Annotated in this window: 19 protein-coding genes, 1 tRNA gene, 2 rRNA genes and 1 riboswitch (1 of these 23 running past the window's edge); of the genes, 5 read left to right on the forward strand and 17 right to left on the reverse strand. The window is 59.4% G+C overall.

Annotated features, from left to right (window positions below; genetic code table 11):
* Positions 1-101 precede the first annotated feature (101 nt).
* Entirely contained in the window at positions 102-428 is a 327-nt protein-coding gene (gene trxA / locus I6L40_RS02120) for a thioredoxin TrxA (RefSeq protein ID WP_005339416.1), read from the reverse strand.
* 113 nt (positions 429-541) lie between these two features.
* Between trxA and rhlB the strand changes: the two genes are divergently transcribed.
* From rhlB to I6L40_RS02135, 3 genes are read left to right on the forward strand one after another with little or no spacing between them, the layout of a single operon-like run.
* Positions 542-1,828 (forward strand): ATP-dependent RNA helicase RhlB, encoded by a 1,287-nt coding sequence (gene rhlB / locus I6L40_RS02125; RefSeq protein ID WP_120415937.1) that lies wholly within the window; start codon positions 542-544, stop codon positions 1,826-1,828.
* Between the two features lie 12 nt (positions 1,829-1,840).
* Positions 1,841-3,331, forward strand: a complete 1,491-nt coding sequence (gene gppA, locus I6L40_RS02130; protein ID WP_071914739.1) for a guanosine-5'-triphosphate,3'-diphosphate diphosphatase — start codon at positions 1,841-1,843, stop codon at positions 3,329-3,331.
* Positions 3,332-3,358: 27 nt separating this feature from the next.
* Positions 3,359-3,628, forward strand: coding sequence for a Rho-binding antiterminator (locus I6L40_RS02135; RefSeq protein ID WP_071914741.1), 270 nt, complete (start codon positions 3,359-3,361; stop codon positions 3,626-3,628).
* 70 nt (positions 3,629-3,698) lie between these two features.
* On the opposite strand, the gene I6L40_RS02140 is transcribed toward I6L40_RS02135, so the two are convergent.
* Positions 3,699-4,445, reverse strand: a complete 747-nt coding sequence (locus I6L40_RS02140) for a class I SAM-dependent methyltransferase (RefSeq protein WP_071914743.1) — start codon at positions 4,443-4,445, stop codon at positions 3,699-3,701.
* A gap of 76 nt (positions 4,446-4,521) precedes the next feature.
* Between I6L40_RS02140 and I6L40_RS02145 the strand changes: the two genes are divergently transcribed.
* Complete coding sequence (locus tag I6L40_RS02145; RefSeq protein WP_216994923.1) at positions 4,522-5,262, forward strand: ABC transporter substrate-binding protein; 741 nt, start codon at positions 4,522-4,524, stop codon at positions 5,260-5,262.
* 3 nt (positions 5,263-5,265) lie between these two features.
* Here the strand turns inward: I6L40_RS02145 and I6L40_RS02150 are convergent, their stop codons facing one another.
* Entirely contained in the window at positions 5,266-7,815 is a 2,550-nt protein-coding gene (locus I6L40_RS02150; protein WP_041210578.1) for a bifunctional diguanylate cyclase/phosphodiesterase, read from the reverse strand.
* A 205-nt stretch (positions 7,816-8,020) separates the two neighbouring features.
* Entirely contained in the window at positions 8,021-10,063 is a 2,043-nt protein-coding gene (prlC, locus tag I6L40_RS02155; protein ID WP_071914747.1) for an oligopeptidase A, read from the reverse strand.
* Positions 10,064-10,487: 424 nt separating this feature from the next.
* A riboswitch (cyclic di-GMP riboswitch) is annotated at positions 10,488-10,573 on the forward strand.
* A gap of 54 nt (positions 10,574-10,627) precedes the next feature.
* Between prlC and I6L40_RS21105 the strand changes: the two genes are divergently transcribed.
* The gene (locus I6L40_RS21105; RefSeq protein WP_071914749.1) at positions 10,628-12,820 is read left to right on the forward strand and encodes an immunoglobulin-like domain-containing protein; all 2,193 of its coding nucleotides are present in this window, start codon (positions 10,628-10,630) and stop codon (positions 12,818-12,820) included.
* A gap of 172 nt (positions 12,821-12,992) precedes the next feature.
* On the opposite strand, the gene hemB is transcribed toward I6L40_RS21105, so the two are convergent.
* The 13 genes from hemB to I6L40_RS02230 all read right to left on the reverse strand — a co-directional run.
* Positions 12,993-14,009, reverse strand: a complete 1,017-nt coding sequence (gene hemB, locus I6L40_RS02165) for a porphobilinogen synthase (RefSeq protein ID WP_005355877.1) — start codon at positions 14,007-14,009, stop codon at positions 12,993-12,995.
* Positions 14,010-14,012: 3 nt separating this feature from the next.
* The gene (locus tag I6L40_RS02170) at positions 14,013-14,798 is read right to left on the reverse strand and encodes a TatD family hydrolase (RefSeq protein ID WP_071914751.1); all 786 of its coding nucleotides are present in this window, start codon (positions 14,796-14,798) and stop codon (positions 14,013-14,015) included.
* Between the two features lie 111 nt (positions 14,799-14,909).
* Positions 14,910-15,665: a twin-arginine translocase subunit TatC gene (gene tatC / locus I6L40_RS02175; RefSeq protein ID WP_033112884.1), complete on the reverse strand. Its 756-nt coding sequence runs from the start codon at positions 15,663-15,665 to the stop codon at positions 14,910-14,912.
* On the reverse strand, positions 15,662-16,111 hold the full coding sequence (gene tatB / locus I6L40_RS02180; RefSeq protein ID WP_071914753.1) for a Sec-independent protein translocase protein TatB: 450 nt from the start codon (positions 16,109-16,111) through the stop codon (positions 15,662-15,664). Before tatB ends, tatC begins: the two co-directional genes overlap by 4 nt.
* A gap of 3 nt (positions 16,112-16,114) precedes the next feature.
* Positions 16,115-16,363: a Sec-independent protein translocase subunit TatA gene (gene tatA / locus I6L40_RS02185; protein ID WP_041210572.1), complete on the reverse strand. Its 249-nt coding sequence runs from the start codon at positions 16,361-16,363 to the stop codon at positions 16,115-16,117.
* Between the two features lie 42 nt (positions 16,364-16,405).
* Positions 16,406-18,046 carry a ubiquinone biosynthesis regulatory protein kinase UbiB gene (gene ubiB, locus I6L40_RS02190; RefSeq protein WP_216994924.1) on the reverse strand — a complete coding sequence of 547 codons (1,641 nt, stop codon included), beginning with the start codon at positions 18,044-18,046 and terminating at the stop codon, positions 16,406-16,408.
* Positions 18,046-18,654 (reverse strand): SCP2 domain-containing protein, encoded by a 609-nt coding sequence (locus tag I6L40_RS02195; protein WP_042032730.1) that lies wholly within the window; start codon positions 18,652-18,654, stop codon positions 18,046-18,048. The genes ubiB and I6L40_RS02195 overlap by 1 nt, the downstream gene beginning before the upstream one ends.
* An 8-nt stretch (positions 18,655-18,662) precedes the next feature.
* Positions 18,663-19,415: a bifunctional demethylmenaquinone methyltransferase/2-methoxy-6-polyprenyl-1,4-benzoquinol methylase UbiE gene (gene ubiE, locus I6L40_RS02200; protein WP_042032728.1), complete on the reverse strand. Its 753-nt coding sequence runs from the start codon at positions 19,413-19,415 to the stop codon at positions 18,663-18,665.
* 350 nt (positions 19,416-19,765) lie between these two features.
* On the reverse strand, positions 19,766-21,031 hold the full coding sequence (locus tag I6L40_RS02210; RefSeq protein WP_071914760.1) for a cytosine deaminase: 1,266 nt from the start codon (positions 21,029-21,031) through the stop codon (positions 19,766-19,768).
* Complete coding sequence (codB, locus tag I6L40_RS02215; protein ID WP_216994925.1) at positions 21,025-22,269, reverse strand: cytosine permease; 1,245 nt, start codon at positions 22,267-22,269, stop codon at positions 21,025-21,027. The genes I6L40_RS02210 and codB overlap by 7 nt, the downstream gene beginning before the upstream one ends.
* A 253-nt stretch (positions 22,270-22,522) precedes the next feature.
* Positions 22,523-22,598, reverse strand: a tRNA-Thr gene (locus tag I6L40_RS02220).
* Positions 22,599-22,645: 47 nt separating this feature from the next.
* Positions 22,646-22,760: ribosomal RNA gene (rrf, locus tag I6L40_RS02225) — 5S ribosomal RNA — on the reverse strand.
* An 81-nt stretch (positions 22,761-22,841) separates the two neighbouring features.
* Positions 22,842-24,712 (reverse strand): 23S ribosomal RNA (locus I6L40_RS02230) (it continues 1,018 nt past the right edge of the window).

Raw genomic sequence — 24,712 nt, forward strand, 5'->3', positions numbered from 1 at the left:
AAAAGGTTAGCAAACGAGCGATAAACTAGCACCAATCGGGATGAGCGTCTAGGTGATAAAACAGAAGGAGCGCATTATTGCAATGCGCTCCTCTTCGATTATTACAGGTTGCCGTCCAGGAACTCTTTCAGCTGAGTCTTGGACAGTGCACCGACCTTGGTCGCTGCCACTTCGCCATTCTTGAACAGCAAGAGGGTCGGGATACCACGAATGCCGTACTTGGGCGGAGTATCAGAGTTATGGTCGATGTTCAGTTTGGCTACGGTCACGCGACCTTCGTACTCTTGGGCAACTTCTTCCAGGATCGGGGCAATCATCTTGCACGGACCACACCACTCGGCCCAGAAGTCGACCAGAACGGCGCCATCGGCTTTGATTACATCTGCCTCGAAGCTGGCATCGCTCAGCTGAACAATCTTGTCACTCATCTCCAACTCCAGTCAGTAAATAAGGCTTTATTGACACGTCAATAAAGGCAATAGTTGCCCTATTTGAAATGATCCTGTTTATTATTGCAAGCCTAACCTGATAACCTACCGCCATGAGCAAAACACACTTAACGACCGACAAATTCGCCCAAATGGGCCTCGAACCCGAAGTTCTGGCTGGTCTGGAAGCAAAGGGATTTCACTATTGTACGCCCATCCAGGCACTGTCCCTGCCACTGCTGGTAGAGGGCCATGACCTCGCCGGGCAAGCACAGACAGGCACCGGCAAAACCATCGCCTTTCTGGCCGCCACCTTCAACTATCTTCTTACCCACCCACTGACCAAACCCCGTCTGGTAAATCAACCCAGAGCCATCATCATGGCACCCACCCGGGAGCTGGCAGTACAGATCTATAACGATGCCGACAGCATCGCCGCATCTACCGGCCTGAAACTCGGCCTCGCCTACGGTGGCGAAGGTTACGACAAGCAGCTGGCCGTACTGGAGCAGGGCGTCGACATCCTGATCGGCACCACTGGCCGCATCATCGACTACTTCAAGTCCAAGGTGATCGACCTGAGCAACATTCAGGTCGTGGTACTGGACGAAGCGGATCGCATGTTCGATCTGGGCTTCATCAAGGACATCCGCTTCCTGTTCCGCCGCATGCCGCCCGCGACCGAGCGTCTGAGCATGCTGTTCTCCGCCACCCTCTCCCTGCGCGTGCAGGAGCTGGCCTACGAACACATGAACCACCCGGAACATGTGCAGGTAGAGCCGGAGCAGATGACCGGCGTGCGGATCAAGGAGGAGCTGTTCTACCCCTCCAACGAAGACAAGATGTTGCTGCTGCTCTCCCTGATGGAAGAGGAGTGGCCGGAGAAAGCCATCGTCTTCGCCAACACCAAGCATGTCTGTGAAGACGTTCATGCCTGGCTGGAGAACGACGGCCACCGTGTTGGTCTGCTGACCGGCGACGTGCCGCAGAAGAAGCGGATGAAGATCCTGGAAGAGTTCACCAAGGGTTCGCTGGACATTCTGGTCGCCACCGACGTGGCCGCCCGTGGTCTGCACATCCCCGACGTGACCCACGTATTCAACTATGACTTGCCCGACGACGCCGAGGACTATGTTCACCGTATCGGTCGTACCGGCCGTGCCGGCAAGAGCGGTCACTCCATCAGCCTGGCCTGTGAAGACTATGCCTTCAACCTGCCAGCCATCGAGGAGTACATCCACCACCCGATCCCGGTCAGCAAGTATGATCGCGAAGCACTGCTGGATGATGTCACCGCGCCGAAACGGGTGTTCCGCAACCGCCAGCCGGTGAACCGCAACATGCGGGATCGCCAGGGTGGCAACAGCAACAACCGCCGTCGTCCGCCGCGCAAAAGCTAAAGGATAGGCCCGTTGCACAACTCGCCTCTCTATGCCGCCATCGACCTCGGCTCCAACAGCTTTCACATGCTGGTGGTGCGCGAGGTCGCCGGTGCCCTGCGCACCGTTGCCAAGGTCAAACGCAAGGTTCGCCTCGCCGCCGGGCTTGATGCCGACTTCCGTCTCAGCCGTGTCGCCATGGAGCGGGGCTGGGACTGTCTGCGCCTGTTCGCCGAACAGCTGCAGGACATCCCGGCTGACAACATCCGGGTCGTGGGTACCGCCACCTTGCGGCTGGCTACCAACGTCGACGAGTTCATCAGCGAAGCGGAACGGGTGCTCAACCACAGCATCGAGATCATCTCGGGCGAGGAAGAGGCCAAGACCATCTATGAAGGGGTCTCCTGGACCTCTGCCGGTGAAGGCAACCGACTGGTTATCGACATTGGCGGTGCCAGTACAGAGCTGGTGATCGGCGAGCATAGCGAAGCGAAACTGCTCAACAGCCTGCACATGGGCTGCGTCACCTGGCTCAACAATCACTTCGGTGATGGCGAGCTCTCCGAAGCCCGTTTCGAGCAGGCGATTGCCGCTGCGAAGGCGGTGCTGGAGAAGGTGGCGGATGATTACCGTGCCCTTGGCTGGCGCACCTGCGTCGGTGCCTCCGGTACGGTACAGGCGCTGCAGGAGATCATGCTGGCGCAGGGGAAGAGCGAGCGGGTCACCCTGCCGAAACTGCAGGAGCTGATGGGTCAGGCCATCGCCTGCGGCAAGCTCGACCAGCTGCAACTGGAAGGGCTGGCGGCCGAACGGCTGACCGTGTTCCCCTCCGGCCTCGCCATCCTGATCGCCATCTTTGAAACCCTCGATATCGAGAGCATGACGTTGGCGGGTGGTGCCCTGCGCGAAGGCTTGATCTACGGCCTGCTCGGCAACAATCACGACTGCGATGCCCGTGACCGCACCGCCGACAGCCTGATCAACCGCTACCAGCTGGACAAGGAGCACGCCGAGCGGGTGCGTGATACCGCCATCGAGGCGTTCACCCAGTTGCAGCCGGCCTGGCGGCTCTCCAAGCGCTATGGTCGCCCGATCCTGCGCTACGCAGCACTGCTGCACGAAATCGGTCTCTGTATCGAGTACAAGAAGGCGCCGCAACACGCCGCCTACATCATCGACAACATCGATATGCCGGGCTTTACCCCTGCGCAGAAGAAGCTGCTGTCGGCCCTGCTGTTCAACCAACGGGATGAATTCAAGCTGGAACCGCTGGAGAAGCAGGGGGCGGTCACCGCTCGTCAGGCGATCCGGCTGGCCCGCATCCTGCGTATCGCGCTGATCCTCTGCATGCGCCGTACCCAGGGAACCGTGCCCGGCTTCACGCTGGAAGCGAACGAGGATGCGCTCACCCTGACCCTGCCCAAAGGGTGGCTCGAAGAGCACTACCTGCGCGCCAGCGAACTGCGCTTTGAAGTGGAGCGCCAGCAGAAGATGGGCTGGCCGACCCGTTTGCAGGAAGCCTGATCCCTCTGCCTTCTCAAGGAGCAGACCATGCCGGATTACCAACCCATCAGCTGTGACCTCTACGACTGGCTGGAGATTGCCGCGAGCTGGCAGTTGCCGGTCGAGCTGACCAGTCGGGACGGACGTCAGTGGGCGGCTCGGATCCGTACCATAGAGGCCCGCGATGGGGTGGAGTATCTCCAGCTGCACAGCGGCGAGCAGCTCAGTCTGGCAGATCTGGCGACCATGAGATTCAGCTGGCAGGGAGAGGAGAAGCTGATCCGCTTCGCCCCACCAGCCCAGTCAGACAGCCAATAAATAGCAAGAGGGCCAACCCGATCAGGTTGGCCCTCTTTTTTGGTCGCCCGGACGATATGCCAGTCGCCGCTTAACTCGCCAGTGCCGCCATAACGTAGACATCGAAGCGGTTGCTCTTGGTTTCGATGGCCATGCTCGGCTTCTGTTCGTTGAGCCAGCCAGCATAGTCGGGGCGCTTCACCACCACCCGCTTCTCTGCCATCTGGATCGCTGCTGGCAGCAGGGCATCGGCGTCAAGATCCGGCCCCACCAGCGACTGGAACACTCGCATCTCTTTTTTCACCAGCGCCGACTTCTGCTTGTGCGGGAACATGGGGTCGAGGTAGATCACCTCGGGCCGTTCGGTCAGCCCCAGCAGGGTATCCACCGCAGGGCCATGCAGCAGCTGCATCCGCTCGCGTACCCATGGGCCGATCTCGAGATCTTCTGCGGCGCGTGCCAGACCATCCTGCAGCAGGGCGGCCACCACGGGGCTGCGCTCAATCATGGTCACCCGGCAGCCGAGGGAGGCGAGCACGAAGGCATCGCGCCCCAGCCCGGCCGTGGCATCGACCACGGTCGGTGTCGCCCCCGACTTGAGCCCCACCGCCTTGGCAATGGACTGACCGCGACCGCCGCCAAACTTGCGGCGATGAGCGACGGCCCCTTCGACGAAATCCACGTAGACAGCCCCCAGCTTGGGCTCATCCAGCTTGCGCAGCTCCAGCCGCTCCGGGGTAAATACCAAGGCAAACTGGGGAAGATCTATCTGGGCAAGCTGGCTGGCCAGCGCGTCTGCCAGCGCGGCCTTGGCGGGGTCTTCGAGGAGGATTTGCATGGTCTCTGGATGCGTTCTAAGTTCAGTGAACCGAGTGTACCACAGCCCCTTCGCGTCGCTGTAGGGAGGAAACCCCATGAACCTGCTCATCGCCTTGCTGCTCGCCGCCCAGAGCAGCCCCCATCTCAAGGTCTGTGGCGTGGACTGGCCCCCCTTCTCCTATGCCGAACAGGGCAACCTGAAAGAGGGGATATCGGTCGAGATCCATCAGGAGGTGGCGCACCGCCTCGGCATGAGCCTCACCCTGCTCGAACTGCCGTGGGGACGCTGCGAACAGTACGTCAACACCGAGCTGGCGGACGGTATTCTCGACAACGCTCCCCTGCCCGGCTGCTACCACTCTGACCTTGCCACCGCCTTCTACCCGCTGGCCGCCTATGTACGCACCGACAGCCCGCTGCAGACTTTCTCGTGGGAGATGGCCAAGGGACTGAAAGTGGGGATGGTCAGGGGCTATGACTACACGGACAAAATCAAGAACTTCACCGGCTGGGAACCCATCAAGGCCCACTCCGACAAACAGTTGCTGCTGATGCTGGAGAAGAGCCGGGTCGACATGATAGTGCTGGATTACTTCTCGGCCCCCATCCTCTCCAAGGAGCAGGACGTCAAGATCCGCGCCCTCACCCCCTTTATCGATTCAACCCCGCTCTATCTCTGCTTTGGCAAACAGAGAGCAGAGCTGCTGCCCGCCTACAACAAGGCGCTGCGGCAGATGCTGGACGAGGGCGTGCTGGATCGCATCTATCTGCGCTATCTCGGGGAGGATTACCGGACGCTGCGGGGCAAGCAGGAGAAATTGAAACCGGCGCAGTGACGGTCAGCTGGAACGAGCCTGCAAAAACATGTTCTTGTCGTTGAGCTGCAAGTATTCGGTGAGATCGTCGTAGGCGAGTGGACGACTGAGCAGATAACCCTGAGTAAAGGCACACCCCTTCTGGCAGAGGAAGTTGAGCTGCTCGCGAGTCTCCACCCCTTCGATCACCACCTGCATCCCGAGGTTGTGCACTATGTTGATGATGCCGTCCAGCAGCATCCGATCCTGCTCGTTGAAGGGGATATGACGCACGAAAGATCGGTCGATCTTGACCAGATCAACCGGGAATGTGCGCAGATAGTTGAGCGCCGAGTAGCCGGTACCGAAGTCATCGATGGCCAGCTTGCAGCCCGCCTCGCGCAGGGCATCGATCCGCACCCTATGCTGATCGCTGCTCTCCATCAGCAGAGATTCGGTAATTTCGATGACGATGTCGGCAGGATCGAGCTCAAAATGGTGGATAACCTTGAGCCACTCGCTCGCTTCCGGATCTATAGTCTGGAACTCCATGGTGGAGCGGTTGATCGACATCTGTAGATCCGGAAAACCGGAGCGCTGCAAACGCGCCAGATCCCGGCACGACTGCCACAGCACCAATGAACCCAGCCCCTGGATCAGCCCCGCCTCCTCCGCCAGTGGGATGAACTCGGCCGGTGAAACCTGTCCCCACTGGGGGTGATACCAGCGTACCAGCGCCTCCAGCTTGGCCACCCGCCCACTGCGGTTGTCCCAGATGGGCTGGTAGGCCATGGTCAGCTGCTCCTGCTTGATCGCCTCCGCCAGATCCTGCTGCATCTGGTGACGCTGGCGCACCTCTTCTCGCATGGAGGAGCAGTAGGTGCCGATCAGGCGTCCCTGCCGTTTGGCAGCAAACAGCGCCTGCTCGGCGTTGCGCAGCAGCTCGTCGCTCTCACTGCCATCGATGGGACAGAGGGTCATCCCCACGGTTGCCGTCACGTAGAGGTGCTGGTTCGCCAGCATGAAGGGGCGGGCAAAGCTGCCGATCACCTGCTTGGCAAACACCTCTGCCTGACGGCGGGTCACTATGCCCGGCACCAGAAAGGCGAACTCGTCACCACCGATGCGGGCCACCAGATCCTCGGTGCGCACCCGGCTCACCAATCGATCCGACACCTCCCGCAGCAGGGCGTCACCGGCATGGTGATCCATGCTGTTGTTGACCGCCTTGAAGTTGTTGAGGTCGAGCACCATCAGGGCGAAGCGTTCGCCCCGCTCGCAGAAACGACCGAGACAGCGGCCAAACAGCCAGCGGTTGGGCAGGCTGGTGAGGTTGTCATAGTTGGCCTGTGCCGCGATCTTCTGTTCGGCGAGCTTGGTCTGGGAAAGATCGCTGAAAATGGCGATATATTGCTGGATCTTGCCCCCTTCGCGCAGGGTGCTGATCATCAGCTGCTGTGGATAGAGCTTGCCGTTCTTGCGCTTGTTCCACACCTCACCACGCCACACCCCCACCCGCTCCAGCGCGTGGTACATGTCGGCATAGAAGGTCTGATCGTGCAGACCGGACTTGAGGATGCTGGGGCGCTGGCCACACACCTCCTCGCTGCTGTAGCCGGTGATCTGCTCGAACGCCGGGTTGACCGAGATGATGCGACTGTCGTCATCACACACCAGGATCGCCTCGGAGAGGTTGTCATAGACCCGGTGGGATAGCTTGAGCTGCTCAGCGTGGCGCTTGAGGGGATCGATATTCTCCAGCAGCACCATCAGATAATCCGGCTGCTGCAGAGCATCGCGAATAAGGGTCACCGTTACCCGCCCCCACAGCACTTCCCCGCCCTTGCAGAAGTAGCGCTTCTCCTGAGTGAAGCTGCTGCGCTCGCCACGATAGAGCTGCTCGTAGTATTCAGCGCTGCGCATCCAGTCTTCGGGATGGTTGATGTCGGAGATGGTGCGATGGAGCAGCTCGTCGAGCGGGTATCCCAGCATCTTCTCGATGGCCGGGTTGGCCCAGAGGATGCGGCCGGCAAGGTCCAGCTTGCCGATCCCGACCGGCGCATGGGAGAGCATGCTCTGCAGCATATGAGGCGAATCGGGCAGCGGCTGCTGCGCGCGCTGCAGCAGGAGGGCCAGCTCGCGGCCAGCCAGCGGCCCCAGCAGCTTGAGCAACCCCATTACCTTGCCCATGTTGGCCTGTGGCTGGCGATAGAGCAGGCTGCAGATACCGATGGGTTCGCCATCGGCGTTCTTGAGCACAATGCCGGCATAAGCCTGCGGCTGCCACTCCTGCGCAAGGGGCACATGGGGGAAGAGCTGGAGCAAACGGTCGCTGAACCAGGCTTCCCCCTCATGCCAGGTGATGGCATCGGGCGAGCCGGTTAGCGGCAGTTGCAGGGATTCGGGTTCAAGGCAGGAAGGATAAGCGGCCTGCGCCCTGAATTGGGCAGCGTTTGGTTCCCATGTTGTGATCAGGACGACATCAGCCATCACAACCGCGGCGATTTCACTCACAAAGGTATCGAAATATCCCTGACCACTCGAATGAGCCAGACTGGAGATGATTTGATAGACGGAATCGAGTGCTCGCCTCATGGCAAGGGGCTTTCTCTCCTTGAAGATGTAGAACACGACTCTACTTAAGAGGCGCGGGCAGTGCAAACATGCATTCAGCAAGATATTAAAAAGGCATGAGAAAAGGGACCAAAAGGTCCCTTTTTATGGCAAAAATCACGCCTTGATCCCACTATGCCGCAAAAGCGTATCTGCTTGAAGCTCACCGCTACGGCGGGGATAAAGGTTATGCAGCAATCCCGCTATGGCGCAGCAGCGCATCGACCTTTGGCTCCCGGCCGCGGAAGGCACGGAACAGCTCCATCGGCTCCTTCGAGCCCCCTTTCTCCAGAATGTTCTGCAGGAAGGATTGGCCGGTCGCCGGGTTGAAGATCCCCTCCTCCTCAAAGCGGGAGAAGGCATCGGCAGAGAGCACTTCCGCCCACTTGTAGCTGTAGTAGCCCGCCGCATAACCGCCGGCAAAGATGTGGGAGAAGCTGTGCTGGAAGCGGTTGAATGCTGGCGGCGTCATCACGGCTACCTGACTGCGCACCTCGCCCAGCAGCGCCGGGATCTGATCCGGTTTGGCCGAGTCAAACTCCTGATGCAGACGGAAGTCGAACAGAGCGAACTCCAGCTGGCGCAGCATCTGCATCGCCGCCTGGAAGTTACGGGCGGTCAGCATCTTCTCCAGCAGATCGGCAGGCAGCGGCTCGCCAGTCTCGTAATGGCCGGAGATAAAGGCCAGCGCCTCCGACTCCCAGCACCAGTTCTCGAGGAACTGGCTCGGCAGCTCCACCGCATCCCAGGCCACGCCGTTGATACCGGCCACGCCAGCCACATCGATCCGAGTCAGCATATGGTGAATGCCGTGACCAAATTCGTGGAACAGGGTGACCACTTCGTCATGGGTGAAGAGCGCAGGCTTGCCATCTACCGGGCCGTTGAAGTTGCAGGTCAGGTAGGCGACCGGCTTTTGCAGCGACCCATCCTGACGGTAGCGACGACCCAGACACACATCCATCCAGGCTCCGCCCCGCTTGTGCTCGCGAGCGTAGAGGTCGAGATAGAAGCTGCCGCGCAGCTCATCCTCGCTATCGAAGATGTCGTAGAAGCGCACATCCGGATGCCAGGTGTCGATGCCGAGGCGCTCGCGCACCTTCATGCCGAACACCCGCTTGACCACTTCGAACAACCCTTTCACCACCTTGTTGGCAGGGAAGTAGGGGCGCAGCTGCTCGTCGGAGATGGAGAATTTGTGCTGCTTGAGCTTCTCGGCGTAGTAGGCAATATCCCAGGCCGCCAGCTCGCTCTGGCCGTGTTGTTCGGCGGCGAAGGCGCGGATCTCTTCCAGCTCGGCTTTACCTTGCGGCAGGGATTTGGCCGCCAGATCGGTGAGGAAATCCACCACCTGACTGGTCTTGTCAGCCATCTTGGTCGCCAGCGACAGCTCGGCATAGTTGGCAAAGCCCAGCAACCTGGCGAGCTCGCTGCGCAGGGTGAGCAGCTCGGTCATGATGGCGGAGTTGTCCCACTTGCCAGCATTGGGCCCCTGATCGGAAGCGCGAGTGGTGAAGGCTTCATACATCTCGGCCCGCAGTTCGCGGTTGTCGGCATACATCATCACCGGCAGGTAAGAGGGAATATCCAGCGTGAACAGCCACCCCTCCTTGCCCTTGAGTTCGGCCATCTGGCGAGCCGCCGCCAGCACGCTCTCCGGCAGACCGGCCAGCTCGGCTTCATCGGCCACCAGCTTGTGCCAGCCTTGGGTCGCATCCAGCACGTTGTTGCTGAAGCGGGAAGCCAGCTCGGAGAGGCGAGCCTGAATTTCGCCGTAGCGCTGCTGCGCCTCGGCAGGCAGACCGATACCGGAGAGACGGAAATCGCGCAGGGTGTTCTGGATCTCCTTGCGCTGGGCGCCGCCAAGCCGCGGGAAATCATCGCTCTCGGAGAGCGCCAGATAGGCTTGATAGAGCCCTTCATGTTGACCGACATAGGTCTGGAATTCGGAGAGCAGCGGCAGACAGGCATCGTGGGCCGCGCGCAGTGGTTCGCTGTTGAGCACGGAGTTGAGGTGGCTGACCGGTGACCAGATCCGCGCCAGACGGTCGTTGACCTCTTCCAGCGGGGCGATCAGGCTGTCCCAGGTGTGGGGCTCGGTGTGCGCCAGCACATCCTTGATCTTCTGTTTGCAATCGGCGATGGCCTGCGTCACGGCGGGCTGTACATGATCAGGCTGGATCTGGCTGAAAGGGGGCAGCGAATCCATTGACAGCAAAGGGTTATTCATCCCGGTTACCTCTTGTTTGGTCTTGAACAGACCGCTTTAGCAGCTCTTCATGGTTCTCTAACATGTGGCCAAGTCACGCAATAATCAAGCTTCAATCCGCCTGTCAGCACTGTTTTCCCCTCTTTGTGAGCTCAAACACCTCTCTGCCAGATACTGGACGGCAACAGCATGAATAATCGGTACTTTTTTGCTCTTTTTGCGGCTTTTTCAACTCTCGAACCACAAGGAAGCAGAGCAAATCCAATCGACAAAAGAGTAGGTCACAGCAGCGTATCACCGGCCCTTTCCATGCTTGGAAAATAACTAATCAACAAGTTAATAACCAAAACAAATCATGCACATACGTTGATTAATTTGTTTTTAAGTGCATATCATAAGCAGCCTGTTACTCAGGTCACTTGATTCTCCGTGCCACACGGAGAACGGGTGAAAAAGGCAAAGTGACCCGAAAGGGCACGACGCAAAGCCACCGGTCTAAGGGAGATTTCCTATGACAGCGGGGCTGCCCCCGGGAGCGTTCGGCCATAGCTGGACGCTCCGTTTGTACTGTATGGAGATATCAAGATGAACAAATTGAAGTTATCCCTGCTGGGCTGTCTGCTCGGCATGGGCGCCCCCATGGCGCAGGCCGCCTCGGCCGGTCAGGCCATGGTCAATCCCCAATCCGGTGTCGTCGTGGGTTACTGGCACAACTGGTGTGGCGGCGCTGGCTATCAGGGCGGTACCGCTCCCTGCGTCAAGCTCGATCAGGTCAACCCGCAATACAACGTGGTCGATGTCTCTTTCATGAAGGTATATAGCGGCAGCTCGATCCCGACCTTCAAGCTCGACCCGGCTACCGGCATGAGCGAGAGCCAATTTATCGAGCAGATCGCAGAGCTCAACCGCCAGGGCCGCTCCGTGCTGCTGGCGCTGGGCGGTGCCGATGCGCATATCGAGCTGCGTACCGGTCAGGAGCAGGCCTTCGCCGACGAGATCATCCGTCTGGTGGAGACCTATGGCTTCGACGGTCTGGACATCGATCTGGAACAGTCCGCCATCACTGCCGCCAACAACCAGACCGTGATCCCGGCCGCCCTGCGGCTGGTCAAGGATCACTATCGCGCCCAGGGGAAAAACTTCCTCATCACCATGGCGCCCGAGTTCCCCTACCTGACAGCCAGCGGTCTCTATACCCCCTATCTGCGGGCGCTGGAAGGCTACTACGACTGGATCAACCCCCAGTTCTACAACCAGGGTGGCGACGGTATCTGGATCGATGGCATTGGCTGGATTGCCCAGAACAACGATGCCCTGAAAGAAGAGTTCATCTACTACATGGCTGACTCGCTGATCAACGGCACCCGCGGCTACTACAAGATCCCCCACGACAAGCTGGTATTCGGTATCCCGACCAATATCGATGCGGCCGCCACCGGTTACGTCAAGAATCCGCAGGATCTGTTCGATGCTTTCAACAAGCTGAAGAGCCAGGGTCAGCCCCTGCGCGGCGTGATGACCTGGTCCATCAACTGGGACATGGGTCGCAACGCGGCCGGTCAAGCCTACAACGAAGCCTTCATCAAGAGCTACGGCCCCTTCATCCACGACCAGAACATCACCCCGCCGGACGAGAACGGCAAGCCGGTGTTCAGCGGCCTGAGCGATGCCCGCGTCAAGCACGGCACCCGCTTTGACCCGCTGGCCGGTGTCAGCGCCAGTGACAAGGAAGATGGCGATCTGACCGGTCAGATCCAGGTGGAAGGGAGCGTTGATACCCAGCGCATCGGCCTCTATCCCCTCACCTACAAGGTGAGTGACAGCGACAACCAGACCACCGAGCAGGTACGCACCGTCGAGGTCTACAGCATGAAGCCGGTCTTTACCGGTATTGCGGACACCACTATCGAACTCGGCACCCCGTTTGATCCGATGGCCGGCGTCAGCGCCCACGACGACGAGGATGGCGATCTGACCGCCAACATTCAGGTCAGCGGCAAGGTCGACAGCAGCAAGGTCGGCCGCTACACCCTCACCTATCAGGTGAGCGACAGTGCCAACCAGCAGGTGACCCAACAGCGCAACGTGACCGTCAGGGAGCAGGGCGCCATCTGTCAGAACAGCTGGGATGCCAAAAAGACCTACGTCAGCGGCGACATCGTCAGCCATAACGGCAAGAGCTGGCGCGCCGAGTGGTGGACCCAGAACGATGAGCCGGGCACAACCGGCGAGTGGGGAGTCTGGCGTCTGCAGGGTGACAGTGACTGCGATGGTGGCGAGAAGCCGCCGGTGATCGGCAGCAGCGACTTCACTGTCGGCGCCATGGGTTCCGACTACACCATAGTTAACGGTCAGGTCTCCATCCGCTTCAATGTCACCACCGCCAACCCGGTACAGATCTCTGCCACGCTGGAGCAGAACGGCCGCAGCTATGGCAACACAACCAGTCTGGTGAACGGCACCAGCGCGCTGGTTTTACAGGGCAGCAATGTGACCGATGGTAGCTATGAAGTGGTGATCAACGGTCTGGCAGATGGCCAACAGCCGGTGGTACAGCGCTTCCCGGTTGCACTGACCGAGCAGAGCAGCGGCGGTGGTGAGGGTGACTACCCGGCCTACGCCCCCAACACCAGCTATCAGGCCGGTGATCGGGTCAGCAATGCAGGTGGCGACTACGAGTGCAAACCCTGGCCCTACAGCGGCTGGTGTGGCGGCTCGACCAGCCACTATGCACCGGGTACCGGCAGTGCCTGGAGCGATGCCTGGATCAAGCTGTAATTAGCCGGTCATAAAAAAGGGAGCCGATGGCTCCCTCAGCCACTATGCATCAACCGCGACCGGCACTGCCTGGAGCGATGCCTGGATAAAGCTGTAATCAGCTATCAGTAACGAAAGAGGGGAGCCATCGGCTCCCCTCTTTTCTATCCGTTACACGCTCGGACACATCAGCTTAACGGGCATCTTCCTTCAGCCATTGCGCCACGCGCTTGGCGAAGTAGGTAAGGATGCCGTCGGCCCCGGCCCGCTTGAAGCAGAGCAGGGACTCCATGATGCACTCCTTCTCTTTCAGCCAGCCGTTCTGGATCGCCGCCATGTGCATGGCGTACTCACCACTCACCTGATAGGCAAAGGTCGGCACGCCGAACTGATCCTTCACCTGACGGATCACGTCCAGATAGGGCATGCCCGGCTTGACCATCACGCTGTCGGCCCCTTCCTGAATATCCAGCGCCACTTCGTGCAGGGCTTCGTTGCTGTTGGCCGGATCCATCTGGTAGGTGGCCTTGTTGCTCTTGCCGAGGTTGCCGGCAGAACCGACCGCATCGCGGAACGGGCCGTAGTAGCAGGAGGCGTACTTGGCGGAGTAGGCCATGATCTGGGTGTTGATGAAGCCGTTCTCTTCCAGCGCGGCACGGATGGCGCCGATGCGGCCATCCATCATGTCGGACGGCGCCACGATATCGACCCCGGCCTCGGCATGGGAGAGCGCCTGCTTGATCAGGATCTCGGTGGTGATGTCGTTCAGCACATAGCCTTCGTCATCGATGATGCCATCCTGACCGTGGGTGGTGAACGGATCGAGCGCCACATCGGTGATTACCCCCAGCTCCGGGAAGCGGGCCTTGAGGGCACGCACGGTGCGCTGGGCCAGTCCGTTCGGGTTGTAGGCCTCTTCCGCCATCAGGCTCTTGCTCTCCAGCGGGGTCACCGGGAACAGGGCAATGGCAGGCACCCCCAGCTCCACCAGCTCGGCAGCCTCGATCAGCAGCAGATCGATGGAGAGACGTTCCACCCCCGGCATGGAGGGAACGGCTTCCCGACGGTTCTCCCCCTCCAGCACGAACACCGGATAGATGAGATCGTTGACGGTCAGTACGTTCTCGCGCACCAGACGACGGCTGAAATCATGTTTGCGCAGACGGCGCAGGCGGCGGCCCGGAAAGGCGCCCGGAAGAGTTGTAGCCATGAATCACTCCTGGAGAGGAAGTTGGAAGAACGCGGCGGAGGTGGCCCGGGTGTGGGCCAGCAAGGCCTCGGGCGCTTCACCACGACAGGCCGCCACCACCTGGGCGATGTGCGGCAAAAAAGCGGGTTCGTTGCGTTTCGGGCGCGGTTTCAGATCGCGCGGCACCAGATAGGGGGCATCGGTCTCGATCATCAGGCGGCCAGCCGGAATGCGAGCCACCTGCTCGCGCAGCAGTTGGCCGCGGCGTTCGTCGCAGAGCCAGCCGGTCACCCCGATATGCAGCCCCAGCGCCAGACACTCGTCCAGCTCCTCGTCGGAGCCGGTGAAGCAGTGCAGCACGGCTCCCGGTAGTTTCGGCAACCAGGGACGCAAGATCTCGATGAAACGGGCGTGGGCATCGCGGCAGTGGAGAAACACCGGCATCCCGAGCTCGGCGGCCAGCGCCAGCTGGGCGTCGAATACCGCATCCTGCACCGGACGGGGGGAGAAATCGCGGTTGTAGTCGAGGCCGCACTCGCCAATGGCCACCACCTGCGGCAAGGCCGCCAGCTCGCGCAGGGCGGGCAGGGTCGCCTCATCGACACTCTTGGCATCGTGGGGATGGACCCCGGCGGTGGAGAAGCAGTAGCCCGGCCAGCGGGCGGCCAACCCGGCGCTCTCGCGGCTGCCAGCCAGATCGGTACCGGTCAGGATCAGCGCTTCCACTCCGGCGGCACGGGCGCGGGCCACCAGCTCAGCCTGCTCGCCGGCAAACTGGCTGCTGGTCAGGTTTAAACCGATATCAATCATGAGATGAGGAGTTCCAGACAAAAGGAATACATATCAGGTATTTGAAAACCATCTACCGAATGGGGCCTTACCATACGCCTCGAACGGGAGCATGAAAAGAGGAAGGGAGCCTTAGCTCCCCTCTTCAGTCTGCTCCTGCTTCTCTTCGCTCTCTTCTTTCACATAGAAACGGGCGAAGAAGAGACCCAGCTCCCACAAGCCCCACATGGGGATCGCGAGCAGCGTCTGGGAGAATACATCGGGCGGCGTCAGCAACATGCCGACCACAAATACCCCGACGATAACGTAGGGACGCTTCTCCCGCAGGCTCTTGGGACTGGTTACCCCGGTCCAGCAGAGCAGGATGGTGGCCACCGGAATTTCGAACGCCACCCCGAACGCGAAGAACAGGGTCAGTACGAAATCCAGATAGCTGGCGATGTCGGTCGCCACCGTCACCCCGGCGGGGGCGGTACTGGTGAAGAAGCCGAATACCAGCGGGAACACCACGTAGTAGGCAAACGCCATCCCCGCGTAGAACAGCAATGCACTGGAGACCACCAGCGGCATGATCAGGCGCCGCTCATGCTGGTACAGTCCGGGGGCGATAAAGGCCCAGGCCTGATAGAGCAGATAGGGGATCGCAACAAAAAAGGAGACCACCAGCGTCAGCTTGATCGGCGTCAGGAAGGGGGTCGCCACATCCGTCGCTATCATGCTGGTACCTGCCGGCAGCTGGCTCAGCAGCGGCTGCGCCACGAAGTCGTAGATGTTGTTGGAGAAGTAGATCAGTGCCAGAAAGACCAGCAGGATGGCCGTCACCGACCGCAACAGGCGGGTTCTCAGCTCCACCAGATGGCTGATCAGGGGTTGTTCTGCCTGACTCATGGCTTGACCTCCCCTTTGCTGACCGGCTCGTTCACGACTTCATGCTCCTGCGGGCTGTTGACCGGCGGCACCTCGTCATTCACCTGGGCAACCTGAGCCACTGGCTCGACGGGCGCCACAGGTTCTGCGACGGGGGGGCGGATCTCGTTCTCGACCTGATAGGGGCGGTTGACCGACTGGGCCGCCGCCTTGAGCTGTTCGATGGACTCCTGCAGCTCGGGGCTCAGGTTGTTCATCTGCAGCTGTTCGGCCTTCTTCAAGTCGTTGTGCAGCTCTTGCAGCTTGAGCTCCTGCTCCAGCTCGGCCTTGACCGAGTTGGCGGTGGAGCGGATGAGGCGGATCCAGTGCGTCGTCGTGCGGATAGCGCTGGGCAGCCGTTCCGGCCCCAGCACCACCAACGCTACAACGGCGATAACCACCAGCTCCCAAAAACCGATATCGAACATGGCTTAGGCCTGATCTTTGTCTTTCTGCTTGGCGGTCTCGGCGTTCTGGTTAGCCGTTTCGTTCAGCTGCTTCGGCGGAAACTCGGCATCGTTCTGCTGCTTGGTATCGTTTGGTTCATCGGCCAGCGCCTTTTTGAACCCCTTGACCGCCGCACCCAGATCGCCGCCGATCCCGCGCAGTTTCTTGGTACCGAACAGCAGTACGACGATGACTGCGATGATCAACAATTGCCAAATACTGATACCACCCATGACTTTCTCTCCAGAGCAGGCGCCTGATGGCGCGGTTTTTGTTTAATGGGAACGGGTTCGCAGCCAGCCAAGCAGCCAGCAGATCCCGGCACCGGTGAGGCTGATTTGTCCCCACTCGATGTGTTGTTTTTGGGTCAGCAAGAATACACCCGCCAATAGCAGGCTGGCTCCCACCCCTAAGAGGTATCGTGCCTGCCCCTGGCGACGACTGTGGCGCCGAAACTCGGCAAACATCTGGTCGAAGTGGTGCTGCTGATGGCGAGTCTGACGCAGGGTCTCGTAGACCAGCTCGGGCAGTTCCGGCAGCTTCTCCGCCCAGAATGGCGCCTTCTCCTTGATGGCATTCAATACCGACTTGGGCCCCACCTGCTCGTGCATCCAGTTTTCGAGGAACGGCTTGGCGGTCTGCCACAAATCCAGCTGGGGATAGAGCTGACGGCCCAGTCCCTCGACATAGAGCAGGGTCTTCTGCAGCAGCACCAGCTGCGGCTGTACCGCCATATGGAAGCGGCGCGCGGTGTTGAACAGGTTGAGCAGCACGTGACCGAATGAGATCTCGGAGAGCGGCTTCTCGAAGATGGGCTCCAGCACGGTGCGGATAGCGAATTCGAACTCGTCCACCTTGGTATCAGCCGGCACCCAGCCCGACTCCACGTGCAGCTCCGCCACCCGGCGATAGTCACGGTTGAAGAAGGCGAGGAAGTTCTCCGCCAGATAGCGCTTGTCTTCCCGGTTGAGGGTACCGACGATGCCGCAGTCGATACCGATCCAGAGCGGGTTCTCCGGGTGTTCATAGGAGACGAAGATGTTGCCCGGATGCATATCGGCGTGGAAGAAGCTGTCGCGGAACACCTGGGTGAAGAAGACCTCCACCCCACGCTCGGCCAGCAGCTTCATGTTGGTGCCGTTGGCTTCCAGCGCAGCGATATCGGAGACCGGTATGCCGTAGATGCGCTCCATCACCAGCACCTGCTCGCGGCAGAGATCGGTGATGATTTCAGGCACATAGAGCGCCTCGGAGCCGGTGAAGTTGCGCCGCAGCTGGATGGCGTTGGCCGCTTCGCGCATCAGGTTGAGCTCGTCGAGGATGGTCTTGCGATACTCCTCCACCACCTCGATGGGGCGCAGTCGCGCACTCTGGGGCACAAAGCGCGCCACCAGACGGGCCAGCGCCCGCATCAGGCGCAGATCGGCGTCGATGACCGGCTCGATGTCGGGACGGATCACCTTGATGACGATCTCGCGGCCACTCTCCTTCAGCCGGGCGGTATGCACCTGGGCGATGGAGGCGGACGCCAACGGCGTCTCGTCGAAGTCATCGAACAGGGTCTCGATAGGACAACCCAGACTGCGCTCAATCTGCTGACGCGCCGCCTGACCGCAGAAGGGGGGCACCCTGTCCTGCAGCAGGGCCAGCTCCTCGGCAATGTCCGGCGGCAGCAAGTCACGCCGGGTCGAGAGCATCTGGCCAAATTTGATGAAGATGGGACCGAGCGCCTCAAAGGCAAGGCGGATGCGAGCGCCACGGCTGAGATCAGGTTGCTTGTTATTGAGCCAGAACAGGGAGCGACGAGCCAGACGACCCGGCCAGGGTTGATAGCGAGCGGGCACCAACTCGTCGATGCCCCGCTCCAGCAGGATGGTGATGATGCGATAGAGGCGTTTGAACTCTTTCGGGGTCATCAGGCCACCTGCTGTTCGAGTCGAGCCAGCCGCAGTTCAACGGCCTTGAGCTGCTGGGCCAGCACCTCGACATCATCGTTGAAACTCGCCACTTCCAGCGGGCCGGGGGCGAGGCGGATCTCTTCGGTCAGATATTCCGCCAGCTGACGCTGGCTGCGGCACAGTTCACGGCCGACCAGACGACGCGCCTGACGGGCACCACTGAACAGGGTGTGGGCCACGACATCGCCGGTATAGCGGGACAGTTCCTCTTCCCAGTCGATATCCAGCTCGCCCAGCAGCACGCTGAACGCCTGCACCAGCTGGGGGTCACCGCTCAGATCCAGCTTCTCCTCACGGATATAGCGGGTCAGGGCGGAGGGCTCCTTGAGCAGACCGAGAGCGGTCAGGGAGAGGCTCAGCACTGCATCCGCCTCACCTTCATAGCTGGCCAGCACATCCAGTCGGCGCTCGGAGAAGACAAACCAGAGTGGCTTGAGCTCACGCAGCTCCAGCTTGAGTACCTTGCCTGCCAGCTTGCGCAGCCGCTCCGGGCTCTCTTTGTCCAGCCCCAGCAACTGGTTGAGGCTGGTTTCGATCACGGCGGTGACCATGGCATCCATCGGCATAGGCAACCTTAAAACTTGTAACCGCGGTGCAGGGCGACCACACCCTGAGTCAGGTTGAAGTACTCAACCTGTTCGAAACCGACATTCTCCATCATGCCGGCCAGGGTCTGCTGATCCGGGTGCATGCGAATAGATTCAGCCAGATACTGGTAGCTTTCGCCGTCATTCGCGACGATTTCGCCCATTTTCGGCAGCAGTTTGAAGGAGTAGAGATCGTACAGCTTGGCGATCACTTCGCTGACCGGCTTGGAGAACTCCAGCACCAGCAGGCGGCCACCCGGCTTGAGCACCCGGAACATGGAGGCGAGTGCCTTGTCCTTGTCGGTGACGTTGCGCAGGCCGAAGCCGATGGTGATGATGTCGAAGTGGTTATCCGGGAACGGGAGCGCCTCGGCGTTGGCCTGGACGTAGGAGACGTTGTTGGCCACCCCCAGATTGCGCAGCTTGTCGCGGCCAACCTTGAGCATGGAATCGTTGATATCCGCTAGCACCACCTGACCGGTGTCGCCAACGATGCGGGAGAACTTGGCGGTCAGATCGCCGGTACCACCGGCCAGATCCAGCACCTTCTGGCCCTTGCGCACGCCGGAGCAGTCGATAGTGAAGCGCTTCCACAGGCGGTGGATGCCGAACGACATCAGATCGTTCATCAGATCATACTTGGCTGCCACCGAATGGAAGACGCCTGCCACCAGAGTCTCTTTCTCGGTCGCGGCCACGGTTTTAAAGCCGAAATGCGTTGTCGTAGCTTGTTCTGACATCCCTTAAACACCCATAGAACAAAGAATGGCCGCCAGTTTACCAGAGCCAATGGCGTGCGGACACCTTAAACCCGGCTCGCAACCATCTGCATGCCGAGCATGACCATGGCCAGACAAAGGCACAGATTGAGACCGATATTGAGCTGCGCCTTCAGATCGACACCGTGTCGGGCCAGCACCACTGGTATCGAGGAAAAAGGAGGAGAAGCTGGTCAAGACGCCGAAGCGCCCCCAATCGCGACATAGAACCAGGCTTGCATGGCATCACTCCCTCAAGGCCGCCATTATGTCGCAATGGCGGCCCTTGTGCCCAGCGAGGGAACTAATCGCCATCCGGCCTGATTGAAAACTCAGCGGCGAAAATCGATGGGCTCAGGCTGACCTAACACGATCTCGGTCTGGGCTGGTCGGGTCTGGGCAATCACCTTGCCGTGGCGGATCGAGTAACGCACCGGCACCTGACGGCGCACCGCATCGAAGCCGCTCTCGGCGGGCAAGACCAACAGGTTGGCCGGTTTGCCCACCTCGATACCATAGCGATCCTGCACATTCAGGGTGCGGGCGCTGTGACTGCTGATCAGCTTCAGCCCATCGTTGATCTGCTCGTAACCCATGATCTGGCAGACATGCAGCCCCATGTGCAGCACCTGCAACATGTTGGCGGTGCCCATGGGATACCAGGGATCGAACACGTCATCGTGACCGAAGCAGACGTTGATGTTCGCCTCCAGCATCTCCTTCACCCGGGTAATGCCGCGGCGTTTGGGATAGGTATCGAACCGCCCCTGCAGGTGAATGTTCACCAGCGGATTGGCCACAAAGTTGATGCCTGCCATCTTGAGCAGACGGAACAGGCGGGAAGCATAAGCGCCGTTGTAGGAGTGCATGGCGGTAGTGTGGCTGGCGGTGACTCTATGGCCGATACCCCGCTCGTAGGCCAGAGTTGCCAGTGTCTCGATGAAACGGGACTGCTCGTCATCGATTTCGTCACAGTGCACATCGACCAGAACCTGATACTTCTCAGCAAGATCGAAGATGTAGTGCAGACTTTCGACCCCATATTCCCGGGTAAACTCGAAATGGGGAATAGCACCGATCACATCGGCCCCCAGCTTGAGCGCCTCCTCCAACAGAGCCTTGCCATTCGGGTAGGAGAGGATCCCCTCCTGCGGGAAGGCGACGATCTGCAGCTCCACCCACTCCTTCATCTCTTCCCGCACTTCCAGCATCGCCTTGAGCGCGACCAGATTGGGATCGGAGACATCGACGTGAGTACGCACAAACTGGATGCCGTTGGCGATCTGCCACTTCAACGTCTGGATGGCACGCTGTTTCACATCCTCATGGGTCAGCAGCGCCTTGCGCTCGGCCCAACGCTCGATCCCCTCGAACAGGGTGCCGGAGAGGTTCCAGCTAGGCTCGCCGGCCGTCTGGGTGGTATCGAGGTGAATATGGGGTTCGATAAAGGGGGCGATCGCCAGACCGCCCTCCCCGTCCAGCACCCGACCGGCGACGGCATGCTCGTCATGGGGTTCGATGGCGGTGATGACCCCATCCTGACAGCGGATCTGCCACAACCCTTCCCGATCTGCCAAACGAATATGTTGAATCAGCATTTGCTAGCTTCCTGTACCAGAACCGGCCGCTGGGTGAGGCGAACCAGAATGAAATAGGTGAAGGCGGCGCCCAATACCGCGTTGAGTGGCACTATACCCGGCAGCCATTTACCGACAGCCACCCCGACTGCCGTGGCGACCAGCGCCTGCCAGCGCACCGTCTCGAACTGCTGATCGGCAAACTGACGGTAACGCTCACGATTGAGCAGGAAATCCATGATGATAATGCCACCAATCGGCGGGATTGCCGTACTCAAAAAGGCCAGCCAGCCGACAAAGTTGTTGTAGAGCCATAGGGCACAGGCGGTACCGACGAGGCCGTTGATCACGCTGAGCGGCTTGCTCTTGAGACCGGTAATGTTGGCAAAACCGAGGCCGGAGGCGTAGAGGGCGTTGTCGTTGGTGGTCCAGATATTGAGGCCCAGCACCAGAATGGCGGGGAGCAGCAGCCCCTGCATCAGCATCACCTCCGAGATATCGGCCTGCCCTGTCACAGCCGCGCCGGCTGCACCGAAGACGAACATCAGAGTGTTGCCCAAAAAAAACGCCACCATGGTAATCATGACGGCGCCCCAGGGTTTGCGACCAAATCGAACAAAGTCGGCGGTCAGGGTTCCTGCGCTGATAAAGGAACCGACCACCATGGTCAATGCCGTGGTGAACTCGATGGGATTGCTTGGTTGTACCTGCTGCAGCGCAGCCATGCCTCCGGTCGAGGTCACTGCCAGCCAGACCGAGTAACCACCGAGCAGCGCAATGGCCGGTACCGCCACAAAGCTCAACACCATCAGAGCGGAGATCCCGAAGTAGACGGTTACCGTCATCAGAATGCCCGAAATGGCGATGAGCCAGTTCACATCGATGCCGGTCGCCTTCTGCACCGGCAGCGCAAACATGGCGACACCGACGCCAAACCAGCCGACCTGAGTGCCGCCCAGCAACAGGGATGGCAGCCAGGAACCTTTCACCCCAAACGAGTAACGCGCCAGCAGATGGGTAGAGAGACCGGTTGAAGCACCAATATAGCCGAGGCAGGCGGTGTAGATACCCAGCAGCAAGTTGCCGAGCAGTACCGCCTTGATGAAATCATTGAACACCAAGCCGGTGCCCAGCGCACCACCGGTCCACATGCTGGCAGAGAAGAAGGTCAGGCCGAGCATCACCAGCATCAGCGACAGCACACCTTTGCGCCCTTTGGCGGGAACCGCCCCCAAACAGTATTCGTTATCCTGCGCCATGCTCTTTCTCCACGTAATAGGCAAAACGCGCCGGATTTTACATGTAAAACGTTTTACGTCAATCAATCATGGTTAAATATCTGGATAAAACCATCAATAGCAGTCAAATGAGTAACACCTTGGGACTCAAATCAGCATAAAACAGGGTGGGCCACAAACAGAGGAAAGCATTCAAGTTAAGGAATATGAGGGAATTTTTAAGAAAGTGACAGATGCAAAAAAGCCTCCCTTTTCAGGGAGGCTTTTTCTTTAATGGTGCTGATACCCAGAATCGAACTGGGGACCTCATCCTTACCAAGGATGCGCTCTACCGACTGAGCCATATCAGCACACTAACCGGTAAAGACCACGCTATCCGCGTAATCTAAAATTGGGTGCCTGGCAGTGTCCTACTCTCGCATGGCGAATGCCACACTACCATCGGCGCTACCGCGTTTCACTTCTGAGTTCGGCATGGGATCAGGTGGTTCCACGGCGCTATTGCCGCCAGGCAAAATCTTCAATCTGAGAAAGCTGACGTAAGTAATTCGTTCGTATTTGCTACAAGCCTTAGAACACTTCTTGGGTGTTGTATGGTTAAGCCTCACGGGTAATTAGTATGGGTTAGCTCAACACGTCGCCGCGCTTACACACCCCACCTATCAACGTTGTGGTCTCCAACGGCCCTTTAGGACCCTCAAGGGGTCAGGGATGACTCATCTCAGGGCTCGCTTCCCGCTTAGATGCTTTCAGCGGTTATCGATTCCGAACTTAGCTACCGGGCAGTGCCACTGGCGTGACAACCCGAACACCAGAGGTTCGTTCACTCCGGTCCTCTCGTACTAGGAGCAACTCCCTTCAATCATCCAACGCCCACGGCAGATAGGGACCGAACTGTCTCACGACGTTCTGAACCCAGCTCGCGTACCACTTTAAATGGCGAACAGCCATACCCTTGGGACCGACTTCAGCCCCAGGATGTGATGAGCCGACATCGAGGTGCCAAACACCGCCGTCGATATGAACTCTTGGGCGGTATCAGCCTGTTATCCCCGGAGTACCTTTTATCCGTTGAGCGATGGCCCTTCCATTCAGAACCACCGGATCACTATGACCTACTTTCGTACCTGCTCGACCTGTCCGTCTCGCAGTTAAGCTGGCTTATGCCATTGCACTAACCTCCTGATGTCCGACCAGGATTAGCCAACCTTCGTGCTCCTCCGTTACTCTTTGGGAGGAGACCGCCCCAGTCAAACTACCCACCAGGCACTGTCCGCGGCCCAGATTCATGGGCCTGCGTTAGAACATCAAACATACAAGGGTGGTATTTCAAGGACGGCTCCAGCGCAACTGGCGTCACGCCTTCAAAGCCTCCCACCTATCCTACACATGTAGGTTCAATGTTCAGTGCCAAGCTGTAGTAAAGGTTCACGGGGTCTTTCCGTCTAGCCGCGGGTACACCGCATCTTCACGGCGAATTCGATTTCACTGAGTCTCGGGTGGAGACAGCATGGCCATGGTTACACCATTCGTGCAGGTCGGAACTTACCCGACAAGGAATTTCGCTACCTTAGGACCGTTATAGTTACGGCCGCCGTTTACCGGGGCTTCGATCAAGAGCTTCGCTTGCGCTAACCCCATCAATTAACCTTCCGGCACCGGGCAGGTGTCACACCCTATACGTCCACTTTCGTGTTTGCAGAGTGCTGTGTTTTTGATAAACAGTCCCAGCCATCTGGTCACTGCGACTCCCGTCAGCTCCATCCGCAAGGGACTTCACCAACAAGAGCGTACCTTCTCCCGAAGTTACGGTACTATTTTGCCTAGTTCCTTCACCCGAGTTCTCTCAAGCGCCTTGGTATTCTCTACCCGACCACCTGTGTCGGTTTGGGGTACGATGACTTGTAATCTGAAGCTTAGAGGCTTTTCCTGGAAGCAGGGCATCAATGGCTTCCGCACCGTAGTGCGTTCGTCTCGTGTCTCAGCGTTGCACCTCCGGATTTACCTAAAGGTACCGCCTACGCACTTTCACCAGGACAACCGTCGCCTGGCCCACCTAGCCTTCTCCGTCCCCCCATCGCAATTACAAGTCGTGCAGGAATATTAACCTGCTTCCCATCGATTACGCCTTTCGGCCTCACCTTAGGGGTCGACTCACCCTGCCCCGATTAACGTTGGACAGGAACCCTTGGTCTTCCGGCGAGGAGGCTTTTCACCCCCTTTATCGTTACTTACGTCAGCATTCGCACTTCTGATATCTCCAGCATACCTCTCGATACACCTTCGCAGACTTACAGAACGCTCCCCTACCACTTGCACTAAGTGCAAATCCGCGGCTTCGGTGCCTGGTTTGAGCCCCGTTACATCTTCCGCGCAGGCCGACTCGACTAGTGAGCTATTACGCTTTCTTTAAATGATGGCTGCTTCTAAGCCAACATCCTAGCTGTCTGAGCCTTCCCACATC

This window comes from Aeromonas sp. FDAARGOS 1410 (assembly GCF_019048745.1).
GTDB lineage: Bacteria > Pseudomonadota > Gammaproteobacteria > Enterobacterales > Aeromonadaceae > Aeromonas > Aeromonas jandaei.

Excerpts from the sequence above, each read along its gene's own strand:
- trxA (WP_005339416.1), bottom strand. The coding sequence starts at position 428 with ATGAGTGACAAGATTGTTCAGCTGAGCGATGCCAGCTTCGAGGCAGAT.
- tatC (WP_033112884.1), bottom strand. The coding sequence starts at position 15,665 with ATGAGTCAGGCAGAACAACCCCTGATCAGCCATCTGGTGGAGCTGAGA.
- I6L40_RS02170 (WP_071914751.1), bottom strand. The coding sequence starts at position 14,798 with ATGATTGATATCGGTTTAAACCTGACCAGCAGCCAGTTTGCCGGCGAG.
- prlC (WP_071914747.1), bottom strand. The coding sequence starts at position 10,063 with ATGAATAACCCTTTGCTGTCAATGGATTCGCTGCCCCCTTTCAGCCAG.
- I6L40_RS02145 (WP_216994923.1), top strand. The coding sequence starts at position 4,522 with ATGAACCTGCTCATCGCCTTGCTGCTCGCCGCCCAGAGCAGCCCCCAT.
- I6L40_RS02210 (WP_071914760.1), bottom strand. The coding sequence starts at position 21,031 with ATGCTGATTCAACATATTCGTTTGGCAGATCGGGAAGGGTTGTGGCAG.
- I6L40_RS21105 (WP_071914749.1), top strand. The coding sequence starts at position 10,628 with ATGAACAAATTGAAGTTATCCCTGCTGGGCTGTCTGCTCGGCATGGGC.
- rhlB (WP_120415937.1), top strand. The coding sequence starts at position 542 with ATGAGCAAAACACACTTAACGACCGACAAATTCGCCCAAATGGGCCTC.
- I6L40_RS02195 (WP_042032730.1), bottom strand. The coding sequence starts at position 18,654 with ATGCCGATGGATGCCATGGTCACCGCCGTGATCGAAACCAGCCTCAAC.
- ubiB (WP_216994924.1), bottom strand. The coding sequence starts at position 18,046 with ATGACCCCGAAAGAGTTCAAACGCCTCTATCGCATCATCACCATCCTG.
- codB (WP_216994925.1), bottom strand. The coding sequence starts at position 22,269 with ATGGCGCAGGATAACGAATACTGTTTGGGGGCGGTTCCCGCCAAAGGG.
- I6L40_RS02140 (WP_071914743.1), bottom strand. The coding sequence starts at position 4,445 with ATGCAAATCCTCCTCGAAGACCCCGCCAAGGCCGCGCTGGCAGACGCG.
- ubiE (WP_042032728.1), bottom strand. The coding sequence starts at position 19,415 with ATGTCAGAACAAGCTACGACAACGCATTTCGGCTTTAAAACCGTGGCC.
- tatA (WP_041210572.1), bottom strand. The coding sequence starts at position 16,363 with ATGGGTGGTATCAGTATTTGGCAATTGTTGATCATCGCAGTCATCGTC.
- I6L40_RS02150 (WP_041210578.1), bottom strand. The coding sequence starts at position 7,815 with ATGAGGCGAGCACTCGATTCCGTCTATCAAATCATCTCCAGTCTGGCT.
- I6L40_RS02135 (WP_071914741.1), top strand. The coding sequence starts at position 3,359 with ATGCCGGATTACCAACCCATCAGCTGTGACCTCTACGACTGGCTGGAG.
- hemB (WP_005355877.1), bottom strand. The coding sequence starts at position 14,009 with ATGGCTACAACTCTTCCGGGCGCCTTTCCGGGCCGCCGCCTGCGCCGT.
- tatB (WP_071914753.1), bottom strand. The coding sequence starts at position 16,111 with ATGTTCGATATCGGTTTTTGGGAGCTGGTGGTTATCGCCGTTGTAGCG.